The organism is Tropicibacter sp. S64, assembly GCF_049803835.1.
In the GTDB taxonomy this organism is placed as follows: Bacteria; Pseudomonadota; Alphaproteobacteria; order Rhodobacterales; family Rhodobacteraceae; genus Pacificoceanicola.
Genome location: NZ_JBNAGK010000010.1, coordinates 108,680 through 131,331 on the forward strand (window position 1 = coordinate 108,680; position 22,652 = coordinate 131,331).

Annotated in this window: 29 protein-coding genes; 17 read left to right on the forward strand and 12 right to left on the reverse strand. The window is 65.5% G+C overall.

Features of this window, described 5'->3' with window-relative positions; all coding sequences use genetic code 11:
* The first annotated feature begins 119 nt into the window (after window positions 1–119).
* Window positions 120–455, forward strand: coding sequence for a hypothetical protein (locus ACP159_RS16430; RefSeq protein ID WP_425100812.1), 336 nt, complete (start codon window positions 120–122; stop codon window positions 453–455).
* Window positions 456–469: 14 nt separating this feature from the next.
* Here the strand turns inward: ACP159_RS16430 and ACP159_RS16435 are convergent, their stop codons facing one another.
* Entirely contained in the window at window positions 470–1,117 is a 648-nt protein-coding gene (locus ACP159_RS16435) for a carbonic anhydrase (RefSeq protein WP_425100813.1), read from the reverse strand.
* Between the two features lie 152 nt (window positions 1,118–1,269).
* Here ACP159_RS16435 and ACP159_RS16440 point away from each other — a divergent pair, with 152 nt between their 5' ends.
* The 4 genes from ACP159_RS16440 to speB are packed head-to-tail and all read left to right on the forward strand — an operon-like array spanning window position 1,270 to window position 4,948.
* A complete protein-coding gene (locus ACP159_RS16440; protein WP_425100814.1) occupies window positions 1,270–1,650 on the forward strand; it encodes a hypothetical protein in 381 nt (126 codons plus the stop codon).
* Between the two features lie 58 nt (window positions 1,651–1,708).
* Entirely contained in the window at window positions 1,709–3,094 is a 1,386-nt protein-coding gene (locus ACP159_RS16445; protein WP_425100816.1) for a leucyl aminopeptidase family protein, read from the forward strand.
* Window positions 3,094–3,981: an NlpC/P60 family protein gene (locus ACP159_RS16450; protein WP_425100817.1), complete on the forward strand. Its 888-nt coding sequence runs from the start codon at window positions 3,094–3,096 to the stop codon at window positions 3,979–3,981. Before ACP159_RS16445 ends, ACP159_RS16450 begins: the two co-directional genes overlap by 1 nt.
* A 10-nt stretch (window positions 3,982–3,991) precedes the next feature.
* A complete protein-coding gene (gene speB / locus ACP159_RS16455; RefSeq protein WP_425100818.1) occupies window positions 3,992–4,948 on the forward strand; it encodes an agmatinase in 957 nt (318 codons plus the stop codon).
* Window positions 4,949–5,008: 60 nt separating this feature from the next.
* Here the strand turns inward: speB and rimM are convergent, their stop codons facing one another.
* The 9 genes from rimM to ffh all read right to left on the reverse strand — a co-directional run bounded on the left by rimM (window position 5,009) and on the right by ffh (window position 10,265).
* Window positions 5,009–5,515, reverse strand: coding sequence for a ribosome maturation factor RimM (rimM, locus tag ACP159_RS16460; RefSeq protein WP_425100819.1), 507 nt, complete (start codon window positions 5,513–5,515; stop codon window positions 5,009–5,011).
* Window positions 5,516–5,518: 3 nt separating this feature from the next.
* Window positions 5,519–5,677, reverse strand: a complete 159-nt coding sequence (locus tag ACP159_RS16465) for a hypothetical protein (protein ID WP_425100820.1) — start codon at window positions 5,675–5,677, stop codon at window positions 5,519–5,521.
* A 76-nt stretch (window positions 5,678–5,753) separates the two neighbouring features.
* Window positions 5,754–6,119 (reverse strand): 30S ribosomal protein S16, encoded by a 366-nt coding sequence (gene rpsP / locus ACP159_RS16470; protein ID WP_425100821.1) that lies wholly within the window; start codon window positions 6,117–6,119, stop codon window positions 5,754–5,756.
* 44 nt (window positions 6,120–6,163) lie between these two features.
* Window positions 6,164–6,463 (reverse strand): chorismate mutase, encoded by a 300-nt coding sequence (locus ACP159_RS16475; RefSeq protein ID WP_425100822.1) that lies wholly within the window; start codon window positions 6,461–6,463, stop codon window positions 6,164–6,166.
* On the reverse strand, window positions 6,456–7,058 hold the full coding sequence (locus ACP159_RS16480) for a GNAT family N-acetyltransferase (protein ID WP_425100823.1): 603 nt from the start codon (window positions 7,056–7,058) through the stop codon (window positions 6,456–6,458). Before ACP159_RS16480 ends, ACP159_RS16475 begins: the two co-directional genes overlap by 8 nt.
* Window positions 7,058–7,639: a GNAT family N-acetyltransferase gene (locus ACP159_RS16485; protein ID WP_425100824.1), complete on the reverse strand. Its 582-nt coding sequence runs from the start codon at window positions 7,637–7,639 to the stop codon at window positions 7,058–7,060. The genes ACP159_RS16480 and ACP159_RS16485 overlap by 1 nt, the downstream gene beginning before the upstream one ends.
* The gene (locus ACP159_RS16490; RefSeq protein ID WP_425100967.1) at window positions 7,636–8,196 is read right to left on the reverse strand and encodes a GNAT family N-acetyltransferase; all 561 of its coding nucleotides are present in this window, start codon (window positions 8,194–8,196) and stop codon (window positions 7,636–7,638) included. Before ACP159_RS16490 ends, ACP159_RS16485 begins: the two co-directional genes overlap by 4 nt.
* A 23-nt stretch (window positions 8,197–8,219) precedes the next feature.
* Window positions 8,220–8,753: a GNAT family N-acetyltransferase gene (locus ACP159_RS16495; RefSeq protein WP_425100825.1), complete on the reverse strand. Its 534-nt coding sequence runs from the start codon at window positions 8,751–8,753 to the stop codon at window positions 8,220–8,222.
* Complete coding sequence (gene ffh, locus ACP159_RS16500) at window positions 8,754–10,265, reverse strand: signal recognition particle protein (protein WP_425100827.1); 1,512 nt, start codon at window positions 10,263–10,265, stop codon at window positions 8,754–8,756.
* 438 nt (window positions 10,266–10,703) lie between these two features.
* Between ffh and ACP159_RS16505 the strand changes: the two genes are divergently transcribed.
* The 3 genes from ACP159_RS16505 (at window position 10,704) to ACP159_RS16515 (ending at window position 12,909) form a co-directional block, all read left to right on the forward strand.
* Entirely contained in the window at window positions 10,704–10,955 is a 252-nt protein-coding gene (locus tag ACP159_RS16505; RefSeq protein WP_425100828.1) for a hypothetical protein, read from the forward strand.
* 200 nt (window positions 10,956–11,155) lie between these two features.
* Window positions 11,156–12,037, forward strand: a complete 882-nt coding sequence (locus ACP159_RS16510) for a LysR family transcriptional regulator (protein ID WP_425100829.1) — start codon at window positions 11,156–11,158, stop codon at window positions 12,035–12,037.
* Window positions 12,034–12,909, forward strand: a complete 876-nt coding sequence (locus ACP159_RS16515) for a DMT family transporter (protein WP_425100830.1) — start codon at window positions 12,034–12,036, stop codon at window positions 12,907–12,909. Before ACP159_RS16510 ends, ACP159_RS16515 begins: the two co-directional genes overlap by 4 nt.
* A 17-nt stretch (window positions 12,910–12,926) precedes the next feature.
* Here the strand turns inward: ACP159_RS16515 and ACP159_RS16520 are convergent, their stop codons facing one another.
* Window positions 12,927–13,265, reverse strand: coding sequence for an ArsR/SmtB family transcription factor (locus ACP159_RS16520; protein ID WP_425100831.1), 339 nt, complete (start codon window positions 13,263–13,265; stop codon window positions 12,927–12,929).
* Between the two features lie 252 nt (window positions 13,266–13,517).
* On the opposite strand from ACP159_RS16520, the gene ACP159_RS16525 reads away from it, so the two are divergent.
* The 9 genes from ACP159_RS16525 to ACP159_RS16565 all read left to right on the forward strand — a co-directional run bounded on the left by ACP159_RS16525 (window position 13,518) and on the right by ACP159_RS16565 (window position 22,213).
* Entirely contained in the window at window positions 13,518–13,889 is a 372-nt protein-coding gene (locus ACP159_RS16525) for an AtpZ/AtpI family protein (RefSeq protein ID WP_425100832.1), read from the forward strand.
* A complete protein-coding gene (locus tag ACP159_RS16530; RefSeq protein WP_425100833.1) occupies window positions 13,879–14,661 on the forward strand; it encodes a F0F1 ATP synthase subunit A in 783 nt (260 codons plus the stop codon). The genes ACP159_RS16525 and ACP159_RS16530 overlap by 11 nt, the downstream gene beginning before the upstream one ends.
* A 77-nt stretch (window positions 14,662–14,738) precedes the next feature.
* Window positions 14,739–14,963, forward strand: a complete 225-nt coding sequence (locus tag ACP159_RS16535; protein WP_011048925.1) for a F0F1 ATP synthase subunit C — start codon at window positions 14,739–14,741, stop codon at window positions 14,961–14,963.
* Between the two features lie 87 nt (window positions 14,964–15,050).
* Window positions 15,051–15,614 carry a F0F1 ATP synthase subunit B' gene (locus tag ACP159_RS16540; RefSeq protein ID WP_425100834.1) on the forward strand — a complete coding sequence of 188 codons (564 nt, stop codon included), beginning with the start codon at window positions 15,051–15,053 and terminating at the stop codon, window positions 15,612–15,614.
* 5 nt (window positions 15,615–15,619) lie between these two features.
* Window positions 15,620–16,183, forward strand: a complete 564-nt coding sequence (locus tag ACP159_RS16545; protein WP_425100835.1) for a F0F1 ATP synthase subunit B — start codon at window positions 15,620–15,622, stop codon at window positions 16,181–16,183.
* A gap of 179 nt (window positions 16,184–16,362) precedes the next feature.
* Window positions 16,363–17,172: a division plane positioning ATPase MipZ gene (locus ACP159_RS16550; protein WP_425100836.1), complete on the forward strand. Its 810-nt coding sequence runs from the start codon at window positions 16,363–16,365 to the stop codon at window positions 17,170–17,172.
* 66 nt (window positions 17,173–17,238) lie between these two features.
* Window positions 17,239–17,637 carry a hypothetical protein gene (locus tag ACP159_RS16555; RefSeq protein ID WP_425100837.1) on the forward strand — a complete coding sequence of 133 codons (399 nt, stop codon included), beginning with the start codon at window positions 17,239–17,241 and terminating at the stop codon, window positions 17,635–17,637.
* Window positions 17,638–17,775: 138 nt separating this feature from the next.
* Window positions 17,776–21,231, forward strand: coding sequence for a chromosome segregation protein SMC (gene smc / locus ACP159_RS16560; RefSeq protein WP_425100838.1), 3,456 nt, complete (start codon window positions 17,776–17,778; stop codon window positions 21,229–21,231).
* 109 nt (window positions 21,232–21,340) lie between these two features.
* Window positions 21,341–22,213: a DMT family transporter gene (locus tag ACP159_RS16565; protein WP_425100840.1), complete on the forward strand. Its 873-nt coding sequence runs from the start codon at window positions 21,341–21,343 to the stop codon at window positions 22,211–22,213.
* Here ACP159_RS16565 and ACP159_RS16570 read toward each other — a convergent pair.
* Window positions 22,183–22,626 carry an NUDIX domain-containing protein gene (locus ACP159_RS16570; RefSeq protein ID WP_425100841.1) on the reverse strand — a complete coding sequence of 148 codons (444 nt, stop codon included), beginning with the start codon at window positions 22,624–22,626 and terminating at the stop codon, window positions 22,183–22,185. The genes ACP159_RS16565 and ACP159_RS16570 overlap by 31 nt on opposite strands.
* Window positions 22,627–22,652: the final 26 nt, after the last annotated feature.

The following is a 22,652-nucleotide window of genomic DNA, read 5'->3' on the forward strand; positions in this document are numbered from 1 at the left end:
TAGCTATTCCACAGAGTGGTTAAGGCACCGTTGCCAGACCGTTCGCAATTGATAGAACTTTGCCGCATTTTCGCCTTTTTCTGCTGTGACGCTGAAATGTGCAGTCAAGGAGACGAGCAATGCGTCATCAAACCGAAGATCAGGCCGGTTGGGCCGACGCGGCAGCAGAGGCCGGACTTCCCGATCCGCGAGATTGCGAAACACTGTTTCTGCTCCGCGGTTTTCTCACCCCGATATTCGAGGCCGCCGAGAGTTGGTCATCCCTGACCACGGCGCTCGCGACGAAAGGCTACGGGTTGGCCTTCCGCGAAGGCCATCTCGTGATTCTCGACGAAGCGGGCCGCGGCCTGTGCACGGGCAGCGCCCTCGGCGTGCCGCTGCGCAGTCTGGCGAAACGGATGGGCCGGCCCTGCGTGCGTGCCTCCCTGGACGGACACGCAGGCACGCTGCACTGAGTTAAGAGCCGGTATCAGACCGGCTTGTACTCGCCACTCGCAGGGTCGAGGTATTCGAGCCCGCCCTCGCCGATATCGGTCCAGAGACCATGCAGGGTCAACTCGCCCTCGGTGACCGCCTTTTCCACGAAGGGAAAGGTCATCAGGTTCTGGATCGAGACGATGACCGATTCCTTCTCCAGCGCCCGTGCCTCGACCTTTGGATCGGCATCCTTCAGCCGCTGATACCCGGGACGCAGGATATCCATCCAGCGGCCGACGAAGGAGGTGCTCTCCTCCAGCTGCGGCGCATGCCCTTCGCACATGTCGAGACAGCCCTGCACGCCGCCGCATTGCGAATGCCCGAGCACGATCACATGCGCCACCTTGAGCGCCGTGACCGCGAATTCCACCGCGGCGCTGGTGCCGTGCTGGTTGCCGTCCGGCTCATAGGGTGGCACGAGGTTGGCGATGTTGCGGTGTATGAAGAATTCACCCTGGTCGGCACCGAAGATGGATGTGACGTGGACACGGCTGTCGCAGCAGGAAATCACCATGGCCCGTGGGCGCTGGCCCTCGTTGGCAAGGCGGCGATACCACGCGCTGTTCTCCGAATAGTTGGTGGCTTTCCAGCCGTGGTAACGCTGAACGAGGTATCCGGGGAGCGGACGAACCGGGTGCATGGCTTTCCTCCTGCAATGTCACGACAAAACTAGCCTGCGATACCCGGAATTCGAGGCGAATTCGAGCGAAAACATCCGTCCGGGATAACCTTTTGGGAAGGTCGACGGTGCATGTTGCATCAGCCGTGGGGGCCAACCGAATGGGGTGAGATGTGAAAGATGTGACCTATCTGGCACCGGCCGAAGAGCCGCGCGTTGAGCAGGGCCAGATCGAAACGCTGCGAAATGATCTGGGTCTGCACGCGGCGGAGGATGTTGTGTGTCGCGCCATGGAAGAATTGGCGCACAGGCTGTGTCAACTCCAGGAGCAGTCGATCCGCGGCCCGCGCGAGGAGTTGCACAAGGGGCTGCGCGCGCTTGGAGCGATTGCCGATCAGATCGGCCTGCAAAGCCTGTCGAAGGTGGCGCGGGACGTGATGGTCTGCATCGAGTTCGGCGATGCGGTCGCGGAGGCGGCGACGATTGCCCGTCTGGTCCGAATGGGCGAGAGCTCGCTGGCCATGCTCTGGGACCTGCAGGAGTTTTCGGTCTGAGCCCTTGCAGTTGCCAACTGCCCCGATAGGCTGTGCGGCAACCGGATGAGGACACCCGATGACCCTGAGTTTTGCCCCCGCAGAGGCCGAAAGCCTTCCCCTGACGATCCTCGACCCTCAGTCGCTCGACGGCTGGCTGGCGGAACAGGATGATGCAACCCGGACCTGGGTCAAGGCGACCGGGTTCGGCGGAGCAATCGGTTCGGTCCTCATTCTGCCCGGGACTGGTGGTGCGCCGGTCGGGGCACTGGCCGGGTACGGGACGGCGGAGCAGCGCGCGCGGCAACGGTTTGTCTTGGCTGCTGCGGCAACCGCATTGGCGCCAGGCGTCTACCATCTCGCCAACGCTCTGCCGGACGACCGGCTGGAGCGTGAGGCGCTTGGCTGGTTGCTGGCCGGGTATGGGTTTTCCCGCTACCGCGAGAGCACGCCGAATTGCGCGGGCCTGAAGGCGCCGGCGGGGCTTGATGCCGCGCGTCTGGAAATCCTTGCCAATGCCGAGGCGCTGACCCGCGATCTCGTCAACACGCCGGCATCCGACATGGGGCCGGAGCATCTGGAAGAGGCGGCAAGGGTTCTGGCCGAGGCTCATGGCGCGGCGATGACCGTCACGCGCGGGGATGACCTCCTGCAGGCAAACTTCCCGATGATCCACGCCGTGGGACGCGCTGCGGAACAGGCGCCGCGCCTGATCGACATGCGCTGGGGCGACCGCGGGCCGAGGCTGACCCTGGTCGGCAAAGGAGTCTGCTTCGACACCGGCGGTCTCGACATCAAGAATGCCGCCTCCATGGGACTGATGAAAAAGGACATGGGCGGGGCGGCGAACGTGCTGGGCCTTGCCCGGATGATCATGGCGACCGGGTTGCAGGTGCGTCTAAGGGTGCTGATCCCGGCGGTGGAAAACGCCATTGCCGGCAATGCCTTCCGCCCCCAGGACATCCTGACCGCCCGCAACGGCCTGACTGTCGAGATCAACAACACCGACGCCGAGGGGCGGCTGGTGCTGGCGGATGCCCTGGCGTTCGCGGCGGAGGAAGAGCCTGACCTGATGCTTTCCATGGCGACGCTGACCGGCGCCGCGCGGGTGGCCGTCGGCCCGGACCTCGCGCCGTTCTTCACCGATGACGAAACCTTCGCGTCCGCGCTGGCAGGGGTATCCGACGCCGCGGCGGACCCAGTCTGGCGCATGCCCTTCCACGAGCCCTACGAGGCGCTGATCGAGCCGGGCATTGCCGACCTCGACAACGCCCCGAAAGGCGGCTTCGCCGGTTCGATCACCGCCGCGCTCTTTCTGCGGCGGTTCACAAAGGGTGCGAAATCCTACGCGCATTTCGACATCTATTCGTGGCAACCCAGCCCCGCTCCGGGTCGTAGCAAAGGTGGGTTGATGCAGGGGCCGAGGGCAATCCTCGCGGCGCTGCCAAAGGTTCTGGACCTCTGATGGACCGCAGGATCACACCGTTCAACGGCCGCGTGGCGCATCTGTCCCTCAAGGGGCAGGTCGAGGCGGAGCGGTTCGTCGAAGGCGATCGGGCGGTTGTGGTTTGGGGGACGGTTGACCTCTTTCCGTCGGAAAGCCGGGCTTGTGCCATGGACCGGCAACTGCTCCTCGGAGAAGCGCTCCGGGTCCTCGAATACCGCGAGGGCTGGGCCTTTGTCCGTGCCTGCAAGGATGGGTACTGCGGGTGGACGAGTGCGCGGCACGTCACGACGGAGTTTGTTCCGGGGGCCACGCACCGGGTCTCCGCCCGGCTGACCCATGGCTATCTGGAGCCGGATTTCAAAGTCACTTGGCGTTTTCGGGAATTGCCGATGGGTGCGCAGCTGCATGTGTTCGACACAACGGACCGCTGGGCGCGCGTCGCCGTTCCGGCTGCATCCGACGCCGTCGACAGGGACCGTGGATACTATGAACGCTTCGTTCCGGCCAGCCATCTCCGTGCATTGACGGACCCGGAGCCGGACCCCGTCGCCGTCTCCGAGCGCCTGCTTGGCACGCCCTACCTCTGGGGCGGCAATTCCAGTCCGGGGATCGACTGCTCCGGCCTTGTGCAGATGGGTTGCACGCTCTGCGGAATCCCATGCCCCGGCGACAGCGACATGCAATTCCGGGAACTGGGCGAAACCCTGCCGCCCGGAACACCGCCCCAGCGCGGCGATCTGATGTTCTGGAAAGGCCATGTGGCCTGGGTCGCGGACCCGGACACCCTTCTTCATGCAAATGTGCATCACATGGCTGTCGCTTACGAGCCGATCAACGACGCCATTGACCGCATCCGTGCACAGGGGGACGGTGAGGTGACGCGCCATGCGCGCGTGATGCCTTAAGGAGCCCGCCATGCCCTCCGATCCCTTCTTTCACCCGGTTTCCGGCTTCGACCTTCCGCGCTTTGCCGGGGTGCCGACCTTCATGCGGCTGCCGTACCTGCCGCCAGAGCATGAAAGATTGGCAGATGTGGATATCGGCCTGATCGGCGTGCCGTGGGACAGCGCCACGACGAACCGCCCGGGGCCGCGCCACGGGCCAAGGCAGTTGCGCGATGCCTCGACGATGATCCGGGCGCAACATGGCGAGACCGGCGTGCGGCCCTTCGAGACGGTGAACTGCGCTGATCTGGGCGACGTCGGGCCGAACCCGGCTGATATCCAGGACTCCATGCGGCGGATCACCGCGTTCTATGACCGTCTCGTGAGCCTCGACATCCGGCCCCTGACGGCGGGCGGGGATCACCTGACCTCGCTGCCGGTGCTGCGCGCGTTGGCGAAGGACGAACCGCTCGGCATGATCCACTTCGACAGCCACACGGACCTGTTCCACTCTTATTTTGGCGGCACTCTCTACACCCACGGCACGCCGTTCCGCCGGGCGGTGGAGGAGGAATTGCTCGATCCCCGCAGGGTCATCCAGATCGGCATTCGCGGAACGATGTACGACAGCGAGGACCGCGATTTTGCCGAGAGCGTCGGCATTCGCGTGGTGCCGATCGAGGAGTTCTTTGCCCGGGGCATCGCGGATGTGATGGCAGAGGCGCGGGAGATCGTCGGGGATATGCCGACCTACGTCAGCTACGACATCGACTTCGTCGATCCGGCGTTTGCTCCGGGGACGGGGACGCCGGAAGTCGGCGGTCCGAACAGCTTTCAGGCATTGCAGGTCTGCCGTGAACTCTACGGCGTGAATATCGTGGGCGCGGATCTCGTGGAGGTCTCGCCGCCCTTCGATGCGTCGGGTGGAACGGCCTTCCTCGGGGTTTCGATCCTGTTCGAGTTGCTTTGCGCGATGGTCGCGGACTGAGGGGGACGCTTTCTTGAAAAGAAAGCGGATCGAAATCCTTGCAGGATTTCGGCGCCAGCCTCAGTCGAAGAGACCCTCGGGCGGATCGGCGACGATGCGTCCGGCGGCCAGGTCCACGGTTGGAACGACCGCTTGCGTGAACGGCAGCAACACGGTGGTGCTCTTGCCCGGAACGATCAGCTCCAGAAGATCCGCCGCGCCGTGGTTCAGCACTGCCTTGACCTTTCCCAGCTCGACCCCTCCAGCGTCATACACCGTGAGGCCCATCAGGTCCGTGTAATAGTATTCGTCATCGGGCAGCTGCGGCAGGCGCTCCCGGGGTGCAAAGAGGCGCAGACCCTTCAGGGCATCGGCCTCTTCCTTGCTGCGCACGCCGCTGACGCGGGCTGCAAAGCCGTTGTTGATCTCGCGGGTGATCTGGAGGTCGAAAGTCCCGGTGCCATCTTCGCGGCACAGCGGCGTGTAGTCGGCAATGGCAAGGGGATCGGCGGTGAAGCTCTTGAGGCGCACCTCGCCGTGGACCCCGAAGGCCCCGGCCAAAGCGCCGACGCAGATCAGCTCACTCATCGCTCACCCTTCAATAGTAGAAACGCTCCGCGGCAGCGCGGAGCAGATGCTGCCGGGCAACCATTCGCCGCCCTTGGCGAGGCAGCGCTCGGCCTGCGCGTTGCGCTCGAAGAGCATGCCCGCAACGAAAGCGATCAGCAACAGGACAAACAGACGGATCATGCGCATCCTGCCTCTTTGGAACTGGTACCCCGGCAGGCCGGTGGGCGACCTGCCGGGGCGGGTTTCCGAAGGAGGATTACTCTTCGGAAGCCGCTTCTGCAGCAGCGGCGGCCTTGGCGGCCTTCTCCTCTGCGCGGTCCTGGGCCTTCTTGCCCGGGACGGCTTTCTTCGGGTTGTTGCGCTCGGTCTTGGCGGTCACGCCAGCGGCTTCGAGGAAGCGGGCCACACGGTCGGTGGTCTGCGCGCCCTGGCCGAGCCAGTACTGGATGCGCTCGACGTCCATCTGGACGCGCTCTTCGCTGTCCTTGGCGAGCAGCGGGTTGTAGGTGCCGAGCTTCTCGATGAAGCGGCCATCGCGCGGCATGCGGCTGTCGGCAGCCACGATGCGGTAGAAGGGGCGCTTCTTGGAGCCGCCACGGGCGAGACGGATTTTGATAGCCATTGTGTTTCTCCTTTGGAATGGCAGGTCGGGCGGGAGGTCCGCCGTCAGGATTGGTGTTGTTCGTGGTGCTTGATGACTTCCTGAATGACGAAATTCAGGAATTTCTTGGCAAACTCCGGGTCGAGATCGGCCTGGAGCGCCAGATCCTGGAGCCGCGCGATCTGTTTCTCTTCGCGCGCGGGATCGGATGGCGGGAGGTCGTGCTGTGCCTTGAGCACACCCACGGCCTGCGTGTGTTTGAAGCGCTCGGCCAGCGTAAAGACGAGAATCGCGTCCAGCCTGTCGATGCTGTCGCGGTGTCCCTTGAGGAGCGTGGCGGCGCGGGAGACGACGTCGTCAGTCAATGGCAAAGCCTTTCGGTTTGAACAGCGGGTCCTGGTAGTGGGCGATTTCCATGGCGATGCCATGGCCGGTCTGCCCCTGAAGCTGCGCGAGGGTCGGGTGGCGGTAGACCGCGTCATTGCCGTCGACGGACGGAGCCGCGTGGTCCTTGGCGCAGCCGAGCCGCTCCGCGAGGCGGATCGAATCGAGGTTTTTCGGGTCGATGTAGCTGACCGCCGTCTCCCAGCCGCCTTCGGTGTAGAAATACCGCCGCACCCGGTCCGTGGCCTCCAGCGCATAGCCCTTGCCGGCCTTGTCCGGCCAGATGATCCAGGCGATCTCGCGCTCCGGCCATTTCGCCGGAAACCAGCCGCCCGCCATGCCGACGGTCTCCTCGGTTTCCTTGAGGTGAACCATCCACATGCCGTAGCCGCGGATCTCCCAATGGCCGATTTCGGAGGCATACAGCATCCAGGTCTCGTAGGCATTGAGCGGGCCGCCCATGAAGCGGGAGCGGTAGGAGGCGAAGGTCGCCTTGAAGGCGGAGTAATCCTCCGGCTTCGGCCCGCGCAGCACGAGGCGCTTCGTCTCCAGAACGGGAATCGACTTGTGACCCATCACGCGCCTCCCGAGTTGAGGTGGCGATAGACCAGCGTGTCGTCGAGCAACGCTTCGGCAGTGGGGTCGCGGCGCGCGCCGACACGCTCCATCAGGGCGATGCAGCGGGCATTCTCCGGCGCGACGTAGCTCACCACGCTCTCCCACTTCAGCTGGGTGAAGGCATGGTCGCGGGCGGCTTCAAGCGCCTCGGCGGCGTAGCCCTGGCCTTCGGCTTCCTCGGCGAGGAAGACGCCAAGCTCCGCCTCGGGATCGTCCCACTCGTAGCCCAGCAGCACGAAACCGGCGGAGGGTGTCGTCAGCGCGTCGATGGTCCAGAGCCCGTGGCCATGCAGCAGCCAGAGCGCGGTGTAATTCGTAAACTCTCGCCAGGCCTGCTCGCGGGTGAACGGCCCACCCATGAAGCGCGCGCGTTCGCTTTCGTAGATCTTGGCGTAGACCTTGAAGTCGTAGATCCGCGGGCCGCGCAGTTGCAGTCGGCGGGTGTCGAGCACGGGCACCTTTCCGCAGAGCCGGGCGGCGGCGCGGGCACCGGGACCGGGGCGGTGCTCCTCGCAGGGCATGGGGGCAAGCGTCGTCATGCCAGCGCCTCCGGCCCCGGGTGCCGCCAGAGTTCGTCGGTCCCCATGTTCTCGTTTTCGTAGGTGCGCTCGTAGACTGCGCCCATGCGGGCGGCGAGCGCCTTGGAGCGGGCATTCGACGGCACGATGTTGGAGGTCAGCGTCGTGAACCCGAGGTCGTCGTAGGCCCACTGGCGCACGCGCATCGCGGCCTCGTAGGCGATGCCCTTGCCCTCGAACCCGTCGAAGACGACATAGCCGACTTCCGGCTCTGGCCAGGTCTCGGGGTTCCAGATGCCGCTGATCCCGGCGGGCTGGCCGCTCGTCTTGTCCTCGATCACGAAATAGCCGTAGCCGTGCCAGTGCCAATGCCCGACGTTGAGCGCGAACCAGCGCCAGGCGTCGCCACGCTTCGCGATATGGCCGAAGCCTTCGCTGCGGTCCTTGTCCTGAAGGAAGGCGATCACCGCCTCCGCGTCCTCGCGGCGCGGGCCGCGCAGGATGAGCCGTTCCGTCTCGAGACGCGGGGCACTCGTGAGGGGAGGGCAAGTTCCGTCGACGGAACTTGCAACGGTCATCGACGACTTTTGCAGCGCGGGACTCATGCGTAGGCCTCCGGATTGCCGTCGGTGTCCGGCATGTGCCGGTAGACCACGGTCTCGTCGGAGGTCTCGCCTTTCGGCAGCGCGGCGTTCGGATCATGGACCGCGCCAAGCCGCTGCGCCAGCGCAAGGGAGCGCGTATTTGACGGATGAATGTACGACACCAGCGTTGCAAAGCCCTGCGCCCAGGCCCAGTGCAGCGCGGCCAGCGCCGCTTCGAAAGCGTAGCCCTTGCCCTCGCCCTTTGCGAGGAAGGTCCAGCCGATCTCCGTCTCCGGGAAGTGCGGCGGGCGGGTGATGGCCACCTGTCCTAGGAACTCTCCGCCCTTGGTGTCGACGCCCCAGCCGCCGTGACCCATCAGGTCCCAACTGCCGACCTCGCTTGCAAAGCCGTACCACAGATGCGTCTCGCTCCCCGGCGTTCCGACATAGGCCGCCCGGTCGCTCCGGAAGAACTCCCAGAGCGGGGGCATGTCGGCGAGGACATGCGGGCGCAGCGTCAGGCGCGGGGTATGCAGGACGGGGGCGGGCATTTACTTCTTCTTGCCGAACCCCGACAGGCCCGACGGCAGGCCCATGCCCCCGCCAAGGCCGGGCAGCTTGCCGCTGACGCCCAGCTGTTTTGCCGCCGCTTCCAGCGCTTTCGGGTCCATTTGCGACGGGTCCATGCCAGCCAGTTCCGGGGGCATGCCGCCTTTGCCGAACATGCCCTTCATGGCCTGTTTCAGCATGCCGCCTTTGCCCATCTTGCCCATCTTCTTCATCATGTCGGACATCTGGCGCTGCATCTTCAGCAGCTTGTTGAGGTCCGCGACCTCCATGCCCGAGCCCGCCGCGATGCGTTTCTTGCGCGAGGCCTGCAGGATCTGCGGGTTGGCCCGCTCCTGCTTGGTCATGGAGTTGATGAGGGCGATCTGCTGGCGCAACATCTTGTCGTCGATCCCGGCCTCGCCGGCCTGCTTCGCCATCTTCCCCATGCCGGGCATCATCTGCATCATGCCCTCCATGCCGCCCATCTTGATCATCTGTTCGAGCTGCATCTTCAGGTCGTTCATGTTGAACTGACCCTTCTGGAAGCGCTTCATCATGCGCTCGGCCTGCTCGACCTCCAGCGTCGCCTGTGCCTTCTCGACCAGAGCGACGATGTCGCCCATGCCGAGGATGCGGCCCGCGATACGCTCCGGCTCGAAGGTCTCGAGCGCGTCCATCTTCTCGCCAAGGCCGACGAACTTGATCGGCTTGCCGGTGACGGCCCGCATGGAGAGCGCGGCGCCGCCGCGGCCGTCGCCGTCCATCCGGGTCAGCACGACGCCGGTGATGCCGATGCGATTGTCGAAGTTCTCCGCCGTGTGCACCGCGTCCTGGCCCGTCAGGCCGTCGACCACCAGCAGCGTCTCGCGCGGGTTCGCCACGTCGCGCACGGCCTCGACCTGCGCCATCAGCTCCTCGTCGATGGAGAGGCGGCCCGCAGTGTCGAGCATGTAGACGTCATAGCCGCCGAGTGCCGCCTGCGTCTTTGCCCGCTTGGCAATCGCGACGGGCTGCTCGCCCTTGACGATGGGCAGGGTGTCGACGCCGATCTGCTTGCCGAGGATCTCCAGCTGCTCCATGGCCGCCGGGCGATTGACGTCGAGCGAGGCCATCAGGACCTTCTTGCCGTCGCGCTCCTTCAGGCGCTTGGCGAGTTTCGCCGTCGTGGTGGTCTTGCCGCCGCCCTGCAGGCCGACCATCAGGATCGGTGCCGGGGGCGAATCAATGCGCAGGGTTCCGGGCTCGCCTTCGCCCGCCAGAACGCCGATCAACTCGTCATGGACGATCTTCACGACCTGCTGGCCCGGGGTCACCGACTTCGTCACCGCTTGCCCGGTCGCCTTTTTTTCCACCGATTTGACGAAATTTCGGGCAACGGGCAGCGACACGTCCGCTTCGAGCAGAGCGACGCGCACCTCGCGCAGGGCGATTTTCACGTCGTCGGCGGACAGCGCACCCTGCTTGGTGAGCCGGTCGAACACGCCGCCAAGGCGATCGGATAGAGTCTCGAACATGAGGGACACCCCTCCTTCTGTGATCCTGATGCAACCCAGATAGGTCTGCGCCGCCTGCTTCTCAAACCCCGAAGACCGCAACCGGGGCCGTTTGCGCCAAGCCTGCACGGCTCTGCGCAAAACAACAAACGCCCCCGTGGGCGCAACGCGCTGACGGAGGGCGATCCCGGGCGAGGCCCATGGGACCGGAAGAACATGGCTCTCCCGGAAGATTGCCCGCGGGCGTACGCGCCGCGACGCAAAGAGTCAAGTTTCATGTATAAATGGTGGCAAAGGCGGCGGAAATCCGGCAAAAACCGCAAGGGGAAACGGCAAGTGATGCAGGATGAGAACAATCGTGCGGAACATCGCCGGTCTTCGCGCAATCAGAGTTTTACTTTTGTCTTTTTCTGTGGAAGTTGCTAACTTGGCGACCAAACGTCTCTAATGGAGTATACCATGAACAAGTTCATCCTGGCGACCGCAACTGTCGCTCTGTCCGCCTCGGCCGCCTTCGCAGGCTCCTACGGCAACACCGCTGTTGACGACGACGACCCCTATGTTCCGGTCGCAGCGGCAAGCTCGTCCGCACCGGGCCTCGCAACCGCAGCTGCCGTTCTCGGTGGTGTGGTTGTCGTCGGCGCGCTGGCGAACAACGGCGGCGGTTCGGGCAGCGGCAACACCCCGGGCACCACGACCACGACCAACTGAGGTCGGCGTAGCCACTTGATATAAAAGTCTTTCGGCTCTTCAGGGCCGGAAGGCCAGATTGTGCCGACGGTCCTCGTGATCGTCGGCATTTTTTTTGCCTTTCTGCCCGGATGCGGAGCCGGATCGGGTCAGGGCCCTTGTCATTCCGGGCCGCAAATGAAGGTAATGTGCCCAAGGACAGACAATCCGGGACAGGCCACATGAACAATTGGGACGAGGTCCGCACAGCCTTTCACGTGGCGCGGCTGGGAACGGTCAGCGGCGCGGCCGAGGCGCTTGGCGTGCACCATGCCACAGTGATTCGCCACATAGATGCGCTCGAGCAGCGTCTCGGGGTGAAACTCTTCCAGCGCCATGCCCGGGGGTACACCGCCACGGAGGCCGGGCAGGACCTGCTGCGGGTCGCCAAGACCACCGACGAGCAGTTCCACCAGCTCGAGGGCCGGATCAAGGGGCGGGGCAGCGATGTGTCCGGCGAGCTTCTGGTCACATCGCTCGTGGCTTTTGCGCCGCTGATGGTCGGTGCGCTCTCCAGCTTCCGGGTGAAGTATCCCGACGTGATCGTGCGCTACCTCACCGATGACCGGGTGTTCCGGCTCGAATACGGCGAGGCGCATGTCGCGTTGCGGGCCGGTCGGCAGCCGCAGGAGCCGGACAACGTGGTCCAGCCGTTCACCCGGCAGGAAATCGGCCTCTATGCCAGCCAGACCTACATCCAGCAGCACGGCATGTTGAAAAGCGAGGCCGACCTCGCCGAGCATTATTTCGTCTGCCACGATGACATTGCGAACCGGGCGCCGTTCCACCTCTGGCTCTGGAATGCGGTGCCGCATGAACGGGTCGTCTTCCGCACCACGGACAGCCGCGTGACCGAACGCGCGGTGCTCGAGGGTGCCGGAATCGGGTTCTTGGGCGCCCGGGAGGCGGCGATGCATCCGGAGCTGGTCCAGGTGATGGCCCCGCGCGAGGACTGGACCTCGCCGCTGTGGCTGGTGACCCATGTAGACCTGCACCGCACCGCCAAGGTACAGGCGTTCCTGAACCATCTCAAGGAGTTCGCGGGAGAAGGCTCCGCCAGATGAGCGAAGCCGCCCGCGGGCACCTGGCGATGCTCTGCTTCTCGGCGCTCGTCGCAGGCAGTTTCTCGCTGGGTGGCCTGGCCGCGCCGTTCATCGACCCCACCGTCATGACCGCCCTGCGGTTCGTCATCGCGGCAGCGGCGATCTGGACCCTTGCGCTTGTCTCCGGCGGTGTCACGCGGCCGGTGTTCGCCGCGCCCTGGCGTTATCTGCTGCTGGCGGGGCTCTTTGCCTTCTATTTCGTCACCATGTTCGAGGGGCTCAAGACGGCGGCGCCGGTCAGCATGGCGGCCGTCTTCACCCTGAATCCGGCCCTGACGGCTGTGTTCGGATACGCGGTGGTCCGGCAGGTCACGACACCCTGGATGGCGCTGGCCATCGCCGTCGGCGGGGCCGGGGCGCTCTGGGTGATCTTCGACGGCAGCTGGACGGCGCTGCGGCTGTTCGAAATTGGCCGGGGCGAAACCATCTATTTCTGGGGCTGCATCGGGCACGCCCTGTACTCGCCACTGCTGCGCAAGCTGAACCGGGGTGAACCGGCGCTGGGATTCACGGCGATGATCGTGACCTCCGGGGCGCTGCTGCTGTCGCTTTGGGCAGGGCGGGACATCCTTGCCACGGACTGGGCCACCCTGCCGGGCGTGGTCTGGGTCACGATGGTTTACGTGGCGCTGGCCGCGACGGCGGTGACCTTCCTGATCCTGCGGTATGCCACGTTGCGTCTGCCCTCGGCCAAGGTGATGGCCTACACCTACCTGACACCGTCCTGGGTGATCCTGTGGGAGTTGGCCTTGGGGCAGGGGGTGCCGCACGCCATCGTCCTGCCGGGTGTGGCACTGACGGCGATGGCGCTGCTCATGTTGCTGAGGGAATAGCGGGGCGCAGCCCCGCCCTACACATCGTCGGCGCGTTCGGGAAGTTCCTGTGCAAGGAACCGCTCGAATGCGTCGAGGTGCACCGGCTCAAACTGGCCAAACCCCTGCATCCAGACCGAGGCATCGCGGAGCGCGTCCGGCTCCAGCTTGCACCATTTCACCCGCCCGCGTTTTTCCTGGCTGATGAGCCCGGCAGCGGTCAGCACCATCAGGTGTTTGGAAATCGCGGCGAGCGACATCTCGAACGGCTCGGCCACATCCGTCACCGCCATGTCATCCTCCAGCAGCATTGCGAGGATGCGGCGGCGGGTGCCATCGGCGAGGGCGGCAAAGACAGTGTCGAGGCGATCGCTCATGGCTTCCATAAGGCGTCTCAGCGGCAAGCCGTCAAGAGTGGCCTCGGAAAACTCAACCAGATCGTTGAATATGCCCAATCGGCGCAGGCCGCGGCCAACCGGCCTGCGGCACATTTTCCGCCGGTGTCCGCGTGGTGTCAAAATATATATAATTCAGAGCGTTATGTCCTGGTTGCCAAGTCTTAACAGCCTGTTGACTCACGCCCCCTCACAGCTTAGCACAGCCGCAACTCTCTGAAAGGGGTGCCCCGCGTGAGTGACACCGACCCGAAGGACAAGCTGAAGGCGCTCGAAGAGCGCATCAAGGCGGTCAAACGGTCGGAAGCCGGCGCGAAGGCACACCAGGAAGAGCACTACAGCCAGGCCAACATGGCGTGGCGGATGGTGACGGAAATGGTGGCCGGTCTCGGGATCGGCTTTGGCATCGGATACGGGCTCGACATGGTGCTGGGCACCATCCCGTTCCTCATGGTGCTGTTCACATTGCTGGGGCTTGCCGCGGGCATCAACGTCATGTTGCGCACCGCCAAGGAGTTCCAGCCGAAGGACCTGGTCGATCCGACCATGAAAGAGACAGGGGCCACCCGTTCGGGGGCCAGCGAAGGGGACAAAGATGGCGACTGAGACGCACGGCGCAGAAGCAGCAGCTCACGGCGCAGCCGAGGGCAGCAGCCTTGTTTTCCACCCGATGGACCAGTTCATCGTCAAGCCGCTCTTCGGTGACGGCCCGGTGGGTGCCTTCACCATCACCAACGTGACGCTGTGGCTGTTCCTCGCCGTTCTGGCGATCATCGGCCTCATGGTGCTCGGCACCTCGCGCCGCGCCATCGTGCCGACCCGCAGCCAGTCCATCGCGGAACTCGCCTACGGCTTCGTCCACAAGATGGTCGAGGACGTCACCGGCAAGGACGGTCTGAAGTACTTCCCCTACATCATGACCCTGTTCCTGTTCATCGTGACGGCGAACTTCCTCGGCCTGCTTCCGATGTCCTTCACCACCACCTCGCATTTCGCCGTGACCGTGGTCCTCGCACTGGCCGTCTTCCTGACCGTGACCGTGCTTGGCTTCGTCAAGAACGGCGCGAGCTTCCTCGGTCTGTTCTGGGTGTCCTCGGCACCGCTGGCGCTGCGTCCGGTGCTGGCGATCATCGAACTGATCTCCTACTTCGTGCGCCCGGTCAGCCACTCCATTCGTCTCGCCGGCAACGTCATGGCAGGTCACGCGGTGATCAAGGTCTTCGCGGGCTTCGCCGCCATCGCCGCGATCTCCCCGCTGTCCGTGGTGGCGATCACCGCCATGTACGGTCTCGAAATCCTCGTGGCTTTCATCCAGGCCTACGTGTTCACGATCCTGACCTGCGTGTACCTCAAGGACGCGCTGCACCCGCATCACTAAGGAATGGGTGGGTTGCAAACCCACCCTACCCCCCGAAACACCCCCTATCCAAACTTCCAATCGTAAGGAGAATTCTCATGGAAGGCGATCTCGCACACATCGGCGCAGGCCTCGCAGCAATCGGTTCCGGCGCAGCCGCAATCGGTGTGGGCAACGTGGCTGGCAACTTCCTCGCCGGCGCCCTGCGCAACCCCTCCGCCGCTGCTTCGCAGACGGCAACCCTCTTCATCGGTATCGCATTCGCAGAAGCGCTGGGCATCTTCGCCTTCCTCGTCGCGCTGCTGCTGATGTTCGCCGTCTGATCCACGGAACTCAAGATCCTTACGCGCGGGCGGCCCGGGCTCCTCTGAGCCGCCCGATGTAACGACAACGTTCCGACGGAGGACACTATGGCGACCGAAACCCACGGAGCAGAAGCCGCAGCCCAGGCTGTCAGCGCCTGCGTGGATTCCCATGGCTCCGCCATCGGGATGCCGCAACTTTGCGGCGAATGGATTCCCAACCAGGTCATCTGGCTGGTCATCACGCTTGTGGTGATCTTCTTTGTTCTCTCGCGCATCGCGCTGCCGAGGATTGCCTCGGTTCTGGCGGAACGTCAGGGAACGATCACCAATGACATCGCTGCCGCCGAACAGCTCAAGCGCAAGGCCGAAGAGGCCGAAGCCGCATATGAGAAGGCGCTGGCCGATGCCAAGGCCGAGGCACAGGCCATCGCGCAGAAAACGCGGGATGAGATCAAGGGCGAGCTCGACGCTGCCCTCGCCAAGGCCGACGAAGAAATTGCTGCCAAGGCAGCCGAATCTGCGAAGGCCATCGAAGAAATCCGCGCCTCTGCCGTGCAGGCGGTCGAGGATGTGGCCAAGGATACCGCAGCCGCCATCGTCGCCGCTCTCGGCGGTCAGGCGGACGACGCGGCCATCGCGGCGGCTGTGTCCAGCCGGGTAAAGGGGTAAGACACATGCGCAAGCTGATCATTCCCGCTGCCCTCGCCGGCACCATGGCAACCCCCGCGCTGGCGGCCTCCGGTCCGTTCTTCTCGCTGGGCAACACGAACTTCATCGTGCTGCTGGGCTTCCTGCTGTTCCTTGCGGTGCTGGTGTACTTCAAGGTGCCGAGCCTGTTGGCCAAGCAGCTGGACAAGCGGGCGGACGACATCCGCACCGAGCTGGACGAAGCCCGGGCCCTGCGCGAAGAAGCCCAGGCGCTTCTGGCAAGCTACGAGCGCAAGTCGCGTGAAGTGTCCGAACAGGCGGAGCGCATCGTCGCCCATGCCCGCGAGGAGGCAAAGATCGCGGCGGAGCAGGCCAAGGCCGAGATCGCCGACTCGATCCAGCGGCGCCTCGCCGGGGCCGAGTCGCAGATCGCCTCCGCAGAGGCGAGTGCCATCAAGGAAGTGCGCGACCGTGCGGCCACCGTGGCCGTGGCTGCCGCCCGCGACGTGGTGGCCCAGCAGATGAACGACGCCGAAGCCAACCGCCTGATCGACGATTCGATTGCCCAGGTGGGTGCGAAACTGCACTAAACCAACGGCGCCAACCGACCGATCAAGGCCCGTCACTGCTGTGGCGGGCCTTTTTCATCACCCATATGCGGGATATCTGTTTTGCACGGTGGGCTGGCCGCTTTTCTTGACGTTGGCCACAAGATACTGTTTGTCCAATGCTCTGAGCGCGAACATCTGGGGCAACCGAGGGGCGAGGCATGGCACATATCATCGTCGTGGGAAACGAAAAGGGCGGGGCCGGAAAGTCCACGGTGTCCATGCACGTGGCCACGGCCCTGGCTCGGCTCGGCTTTCGGGTTGGCACGCTTGACCTCGACCTGCGGCAGCGGACCATGGGGCGCTATGCCGAGAACCGGCGCAAGCACCTGACCGAGATCGGGATCGACCTGCCGGGTCCGAATCATGCGGAACTGCCGGAGATCGACGCGGCGACCCTGGCGCCCGGCGAGAACATCCACGACCTGCGGCTGAGCCGCGCCGTGACCGACCTGCAGGCCTCGTCCGACTTCATTCTGATCGACTGTCCCGGCTCCCACACGCGGTTGAGCCAGGTGGCGCATTCGATGGCGGATACGCTGCTCACGCCGATGAACGACAGCTTTGTCGACTTCGACCTGCTCGCTCACATCGACAACGACAGCGAGAAGATCCTCGGCCCCTCCGTCTATTCCGAGATGGTCTGGGGTGCCCGGCAACTCCGGGCGCAGGCGGGGCTGCGGCCGATCGACTGGATCGTCGTGCGCAACCGCCTTGGCGCGCAGCAGATGGTCAACAAGATGAAGATGGAACGGGCTCTGGAGCGGCTTTCCAAGCGCATCGGCTTCCGTGTTGCGCCGGGGTTCTCGGAGCGGGTCATCTTTCGCGAGTTGTTCCCGCGCGGCCTGACCCTGCTGGATCTGAAGGATGTGGGGGTGAAGCAGCTCAACATCTCCAACGTCGCCGCACGGCAGGAGCTTCGCGACCTCATCAAGGCGCTGCATCTGCCCGGTGTCGAAGTCCGGTTCTGACAGGACGCCACGCTGCATGGCGGTAGCGTTAACCTTTCGCTAACCAGGCCGACGCTACCGTAAGCCATGCGACATGAATGGCTTGTGCTTCTTCTCTTTTTCGGTGCCTGCGGCATGGGCGGGCCCGGATTCCGGGGTGTCGAGCCGATCCGGACCGAATACGGCGGCTCCACGTTTCTGCTGCGCGTTCAGGGGAACATCGTGGAGGCCACCCGCACCAATCCGGAAATGCTGCCGCGATTCGAGACCGTCGCCAAAAAGGCCGGCCTCGCCGCGCAGCGCCAGACCGGGTGCAAGGCGGCCTGGATCGAAGGGGATGCGGCGATGATGCTGATCGGGATGTCCTGCAACGGCGAACCTGCGCCGAAGAAACCGAAGCGGCAGAACATGCTCTACTGCGACATCCTCGACCTGCAAGGGCGGGAGGGCGTTTACAGCGGCTCGCTGCAGTGCGGAAAAAGCTGATCGCGTCTATATAGCCGCTACTCACCCAATATATTGTGGATAATCGCCGGATTCGCCCGATATAGCTGCCACGCTTGTTGACTCGCGGCCCCACGGACCGCCAAAATCGGCATCCATGGTGGAATCGGGGCAGGGCGCGTGCGTTTCAACAGACTCAGACTGACCGGCTTCAAGAGTTTCGTCGATCCGACGGATCTCGTCATCGCCGAAGGGTTGACCGGAGTTGTTGGCCCGAACGGCTGTGGCAAGTCGAACCTGCTCGAGGCGCTGCGCTGGGTCATGGGCGAAACCCGGGCCAAGGCGATGCGCGGCGACGGCATGGAAGACGTGATCTTTGCGGGAGCGGCGTCGCGACCGGCCCGGAACTTCGCCGAGGTCTGCCTGACCATCGACAACGCCGACCGCCTCGCGCCCGCCGGATTCAACGACAGCGATGTGCTGGAGATCACCCGCCGGATCACCCGGGACGTCGGTTCGGCGTACAAGGTGAATTCCAAGGACACCCGCGCCCGCGACATCCAGATGCTCTTCGCCGATGCCTCCACCGGCGCGACCTCCCCGGCGCTCGTCCGACAGGGGCAGATCAGCGAACTCATCAACGCCAAGCCGAAGAACCGCCGCAAGGTGCTGGAAGACGCCGCCGGCATCGGGGGCCTCTACCAGCGCCGTCACGAGGCGGAACTCAAGCTGAAGAACACCGAGGCGAACCTGCTCAGGGTCGACGACGTGATCGAACAGCTGGCCGGGCAACTGGGCCAGCTGGCGCGGCAGGCGCGGCAGGCGCAGCGGTATCGCGCCATTGGCGAGGAGCTGCGGCAGGCCGAGGGCATGCTGTTGTATCGCCGCTGGCGAGAGGCGGATGACGCCCGGCAGGCGGCCCTGGATCTGCTGCGCACCCGGTTGACGCAGGCGGCGAAGGCCGAGGCGCTTGCCCGGGAGGCCACCACGATCCGGCAATCGCGCGAGGATGTGCTGCCGCCGCTGCGCGAGGAGGAGGCCATCGCCGGGGCTGTGCTGCAACGCCTGCTCGTTCAACGCGATGCGCTGACGGATCAGGAAACGCAGGCCCGCGACCGGATTACAACCCTGTCGTCACGGGTCGAGCAACTGGTGCGCGACATGGAGCGCGAGGCCGGGCTGAACCGGGACGCGGGCGAGACCATCGAGCGGCTGGAATGGGAAGCGCGGGAACTGGCCAAGGCGTCCGAAGGCCATGATGATCGCCTGTCCGAAGCGGCGGAGGCGGCCCGTGAGGCCGGCACGGTCCTGCAGGAACGCGAGGCTGCGCTCAGCCAGCAGACCGAGGATGTCGCCCGCCTCGCCGCCCGCCACCAATCGGCACAGCGCTTTCTTGCGGACTGCCGCAAGACGCTGGAGCGCAGCGAGACGGAGGCAACCCGCGCCCGCCAGAGTGTTGCGGACGCGAAGGAAACCCTCGCCCGCAGCGTCGAGGCAACCGAGGACGCCCGCGAGCGGCAGGAGCACGCCCACGAGATGGTCGACCGCGCCGAGGCTGTGCTGGCCGAGGCGGAGCTGAACCGCGCGGAGACGCAGGCGCGGGAAGCCGAAGCGCGGGCCGAGCGATCGGAGGCGGAGGGCGAGACCAACGCGCTCAGGGCCGAGGTGACGGCGCTGGCAAGGCTGCTCGACCGGGATACGGCGGAGGGCGGCCAGATCCTTGACCGACTCCAGGTGCAGCAGGGTTTCGAAAAGGCGCTTGGCGCGGCGCTGGCCGATGACCTGCGTGCGCCGGAAGTGGACGAGGACGGACCGACCGGCTGGGCCGTGCTGCCGGCCTACGACGCGGATCAGCCTCTGCCGCATGGCGTGACCTCGCTGGCGCAGCATGTGTCCGTCCCGGATGTGCTGGCCCGGCGGATGGCGCAGATCGGCCTCGTCAGCGCCGACGAGGGCAACCGGCTGCAACCCTTGCTGCTTCCGGGACAGCGGCTCGTCAGCCTCGAAGGCGATCTGTGGCGCTGGGACGGCTTCCGGTCCTGGGCGGAGGATCAGCCGTCCGCCGCCGCGCTGCGGCTCGAACAGCTGAACCGGCTGGAGTCCCTGAAACAGGAGATGGCCGCAGCGACGGCGCGGCTGGAAGGTACGCAGGCGGCGCATGAGGCGCTCTCGGCCCGGCTGGCGGAACTCACCCGCGCGGACCGCGAGGCGCGTGACGCGCGGCGGGAAGCGGATCAGGCGCTGACCCAGGCGACCCGCACCTTCAACCGCGCCGAGGCGGACCGGGACATGGCGGAAAGCAAGCTGGAAAGCGCGTCGCTCTCCGTGCGCCGCTATGAGGACGAGATGAGCACCGCGCGTGCCCAGTTGATCGAGGCAGAGCGCGCCGTAGCCGATCTCGACGACCTCGAAGAGGCACGGGCGCAGGTCGAGGACGTGCGGATGACGGTCGAGGCGGCGCGGATGACGATGATGTCCCGCCGCTCCGCCCATGACGAGCTGCGCCGGGAGGGTGAGGCCCGCAAGGGCCGGTCCCAGCAGGTGACGAAGGAATTGTCGGGCTGGCGGCACCGGCTGGAGACCGCGGAGAAGCGGGCCGGGGAACTGGCGGAGCGCAAGGCGCAAACCGAGGATGACCTCGCACTGGCGATGGATGTGCCAGCGGAGCTGGCAATGAAGCGTGAGGACCTGTCGGAGCAGATCGACACGGCGGAGGCGCGCAAGGCCGAGGCCACAGACGCCCTGACCGCCGCCGAAACCGCCCTGCGCGAGGCGATGGCACACGAGCGTGAGGCGGAGCGGCTGGCCGGTGAGGCCCGGGAGGCGCGGGCGGCGTCCGAGGCGCGGGCCGAGGCCGCACAGGAAACCGTCGAAGCCGCGGCGGAACGGATTTCCGAGGACCAGGAGACCACGCCGGCAAAGCTGCTGGAGCGGCTCGCCGTCGATCCGGACAGCATGCCGGGCGCGGACCACCTCGAAGCGGAGGTGGGCAGGCTCAAGCGCCAACGCGATGCGTTGGGGGCGGTGAACCTGCGGGCCGAGGAAGATGCGAAGGAGGTCCAGACCGAGCATGACGATCTGGTGGCGGAGAAGTCCGACCTCGAAGAAGCGATCAAGACCCTGCGCAGCGGCATTGCCAGCCTGAACCGGGAAGGCCGCGAACGGCTTCTGACCGCGTTCGAGCAGGTCAACAGCAACTTCTCGATGCTTTTCACGCATCTCTTCGGCGGTGGAGAGGCCAACCTCGTGATGGTCGAAAGCGACGACCCGCTTGAAGCTGGCCTCGAGATCATGTGCCAGCCGCCGGGCAAGAAGCTCTCGTCCCTGACACTGCTGTCCGGGGGCGAGCAGACGCTGACCGCGCTGGCGCTGATCTTTGCCGTCTTCCTCGCCAACCCCGCGCCGATCTGCGTGCTCGACGAGGTCGACGCGCCTCTGGACGACGCCAACGTCACGCGTTTCTGCGACATGCTGGACGAGATGTGCCGCCGGACCGACACGCGCTTTTTGTGCATCACGCACCATGCGGTGACCATGGCGCGCATGGACCGGCTGTTTGGCGTGACCATGCAGGAGCAGGGTGTCTCGCAGTTGGTCTCGGTCGACCTCAAGGTCGCCGAGAAGCTGGTGGCGTGACGGGTCCGGCGCTCGTTGGCCCTGCGGGCCAACATCGCCCCGCCCACCGTCCCGTTTGCCGCCTGCGGCGGGATTTGGGTATTTGGGCCAAGAAGAAGCAGGGGGCGGCGTGAGACTACTCGGCCTCGTGGCCCTTGTCATGCTGGCCTTCGCGGCGAACTCGGTGCTCACGCGGGCCGGGGTGGCGCATCTCGACGTGGCCAGCTTCGGCGCGATCCGGCTCTGGTCCGGAGCGTTGATGCTGCTTCTGCTCTGTCTCCGGACGCGGCGCCGGCTGCGCTTCTTGTCCTGGGCGCGGCTCCTCTCCGTGCCGGGGCTCTTGCTCTACATCGTCGGCTTTACCGAGGCTTACCTCAATATGGACGCCGGGCTCGGCGCGCTGCTGCTGTTCGGGACCGTGCAGGTGACCATGCTCGTCGGGGCGCTGATCCTGCGCGAGCCGATGCCTCCGCTGCGCCTCCTCGGAGGTCTGGTCGCGTTTGGCGGGCTGGTCTACCTCGTCTGGCCCGTGTCCCTCTTGGTCCGCTTTGCAGGCGGTGAGTTTGCCATGATCGTTGCCGGGGTCGGCTGGGGTCTCTACTCCCTCGCGGGTCGGGGCAGTCGCGACGCGCTGGCCGATACGGCGGTGAACTTTCTTTTGACCGCCGGGATTTATGTCCTTGTTTTCCTTGTCCTCGACGGCGGCATTCGGCCCGAGGCGCTGGAGGTCAACGCAACCGGGCTGCTGCTCGCCCTCGCCAGCGGGGCCATCACCTCCGGCCTCGGCTACGCCCTCTGGTACAGCGTCCTGCCCCGGCTCCCGGCGGCGGTGGCGGCGGTGGCGCAGTTGACCGTGCCGCCCCTCGCCATGGCCGGGGGCATGGTGTTCCTCGGGGAAGCGCTGACGCTGAAGTTCCTGCTCGCCTCCCTCGTGATCCTCGGCGGCGTGGCGCTTTCCGTGCTTGGACCGCGCTACCTGGCGAGCGCCTCGAGCGGGTCATAGAGCAGCCCTTCATCCTGCCAGGGGATGTCGCGAAGGCTGTCCGGTTTCAGATGCAGTCCGGCAAGCGCCTGCCGGTCGAACCAGCGCCGCTTGTGCACGATGCCCTCCGGGTCCTGCCAATCGTCGGTCAGCGTCCCGGCGGTCACCGTGCAGCGAAAGAAGATCTCGACCTGGTGAAACGTGCCCGCCGGGTCATGGTACTCGTTGACGAGGCAGGGCAATCCGACCGCGACGGTCAGTCCCGTCTCCTCCATCACCTCCCGGGCGAGGTTCTCCGGAAGGCTTGCCCCGCGCTCGACCCCGCCGCCCGGCGCACACCACAGGTCGCTCTCGTTGCCGGGCCAGGCGTTGACCAGAAGGAGCCGTGCCTCGGAGAGGATCACGGCGCGGCAGGCGAGGCGGGGGCAGGGCATGGCGGAGTCCTTTCCCCTCTTTCTTA

Coding starts and splice junctions, on each gene's coding strand:
- ACP159_RS16520 (WP_425100831.1), bottom strand. CDS start 13,265: ATGAGCGATCGCCTCGACACTGTCTTTGCCGCCCTCGCCGATGGCACC.
- ACP159_RS16465 (WP_425100820.1), bottom strand. CDS start 5,677: ATGATCCGTCTGTTTGTCCTGTTGCTGATCGCTTTCGTTGCGGGCATG.
- ACP159_RS16450 (WP_425100817.1), top strand. CDS start 3,094: ATGGACCGCAGGATCACACCGTTCAACGGCCGCGTGGCGCATCTGTCC.
- ACP159_RS16505 (WP_425100828.1), top strand. CDS start 10,704: ATGAACAAGTTCATCCTGGCGACCGCAACTGTCGCTCTGTCCGCCTCG.
- ACP159_RS16445 (WP_425100816.1), top strand. CDS start 1,709: ATGACCCTGAGTTTTGCCCCCGCAGAGGCCGAAAGCCTTCCCCTGACG.
- ACP159_RS16570 (WP_425100841.1), bottom strand. CDS start 22,626: ATGCCCTGCCCCCGCCTCGCCTGCCGCGCCGTGATCCTCTCCGAGGCA.
- ACP159_RS16535 (WP_011048925.1), top strand. CDS start 14,739: ATGGAAGGCGATCTCGCACACATCGGCGCAGGCCTCGCAGCAATCGGT.
- ACP159_RS16480 (WP_425100823.1), bottom strand. CDS start 7,058: ATGGGTCACAAGTCGATTCCCGTTCTGGAGACGAAGCGCCTCGTGCTG.
- ACP159_RS16435 (WP_425100813.1), bottom strand. CDS start 1,117: ATGCACCCGGTTCGTCCGCTCCCCGGATACCTCGTTCAGCGTTACCAC.
- ACP159_RS16540 (WP_425100834.1), top strand. CDS start 15,051: ATGGCGACCGAAACCCACGGAGCAGAAGCCGCAGCCCAGGCTGTCAGC.
- speB (WP_425100818.1), top strand. CDS start 3,992: ATGCCCTCCGATCCCTTCTTTCACCCGGTTTCCGGCTTCGACCTTCCG.
- rimM (WP_425100819.1), bottom strand. CDS start 5,515: ATGAGTGAGCTGATCTGCGTCGGCGCTTTGGCCGGGGCCTTCGGGGTC.
- ACP159_RS16550 (WP_425100836.1), top strand. CDS start 16,363: ATGGCACATATCATCGTCGTGGGAAACGAAAAGGGCGGGGCCGGAAAG.
- ACP159_RS16490 (WP_425100967.1), bottom strand. CDS start 8,196: ATGACCGTTGCAAGTTCCGTCGACGGAACTTGCCCTCCCCTCACGAGT.
- ffh (WP_425100827.1), bottom strand. CDS start 10,265: ATGTTCGAGACTCTATCCGATCGCCTTGGCGGCGTGTTCGACCGGCTC.
- ACP159_RS16545 (WP_425100835.1), top strand. CDS start 15,620: ATGCGCAAGCTGATCATTCCCGCTGCCCTCGCCGGCACCATGGCAACC.
- ACP159_RS16555 (WP_425100837.1), top strand. CDS start 17,239: ATGCGACATGAATGGCTTGTGCTTCTTCTCTTTTTCGGTGCCTGCGGC.
- ACP159_RS16430 (WP_425100812.1), top strand. CDS start 120: ATGCGTCATCAAACCGAAGATCAGGCCGGTTGGGCCGACGCGGCAGCA.
- ACP159_RS16510 (WP_425100829.1), top strand. CDS start 11,156: ATGAACAATTGGGACGAGGTCCGCACAGCCTTTCACGTGGCGCGGCTG.
- ACP159_RS16515 (WP_425100830.1), top strand. CDS start 12,034: ATGAGCGAAGCCGCCCGCGGGCACCTGGCGATGCTCTGCTTCTCGGCG.
- ACP159_RS16530 (WP_425100833.1), top strand. CDS start 13,879: ATGGCGACTGAGACGCACGGCGCAGAAGCAGCAGCTCACGGCGCAGCC.
- ACP159_RS16495 (WP_425100825.1), bottom strand. CDS start 8,753: ATGCCCGCCCCCGTCCTGCATACCCCGCGCCTGACGCTGCGCCCGCAT.
- ACP159_RS16485 (WP_425100824.1), bottom strand. CDS start 7,639: ATGACGACGCTTGCCCCCATGCCCTGCGAGGAGCACCGCCCCGGTCCC.
- rpsP (WP_425100821.1), bottom strand. CDS start 6,119: ATGGCTATCAAAATCCGTCTCGCCCGTGGCGGCTCCAAGAAGCGCCCC.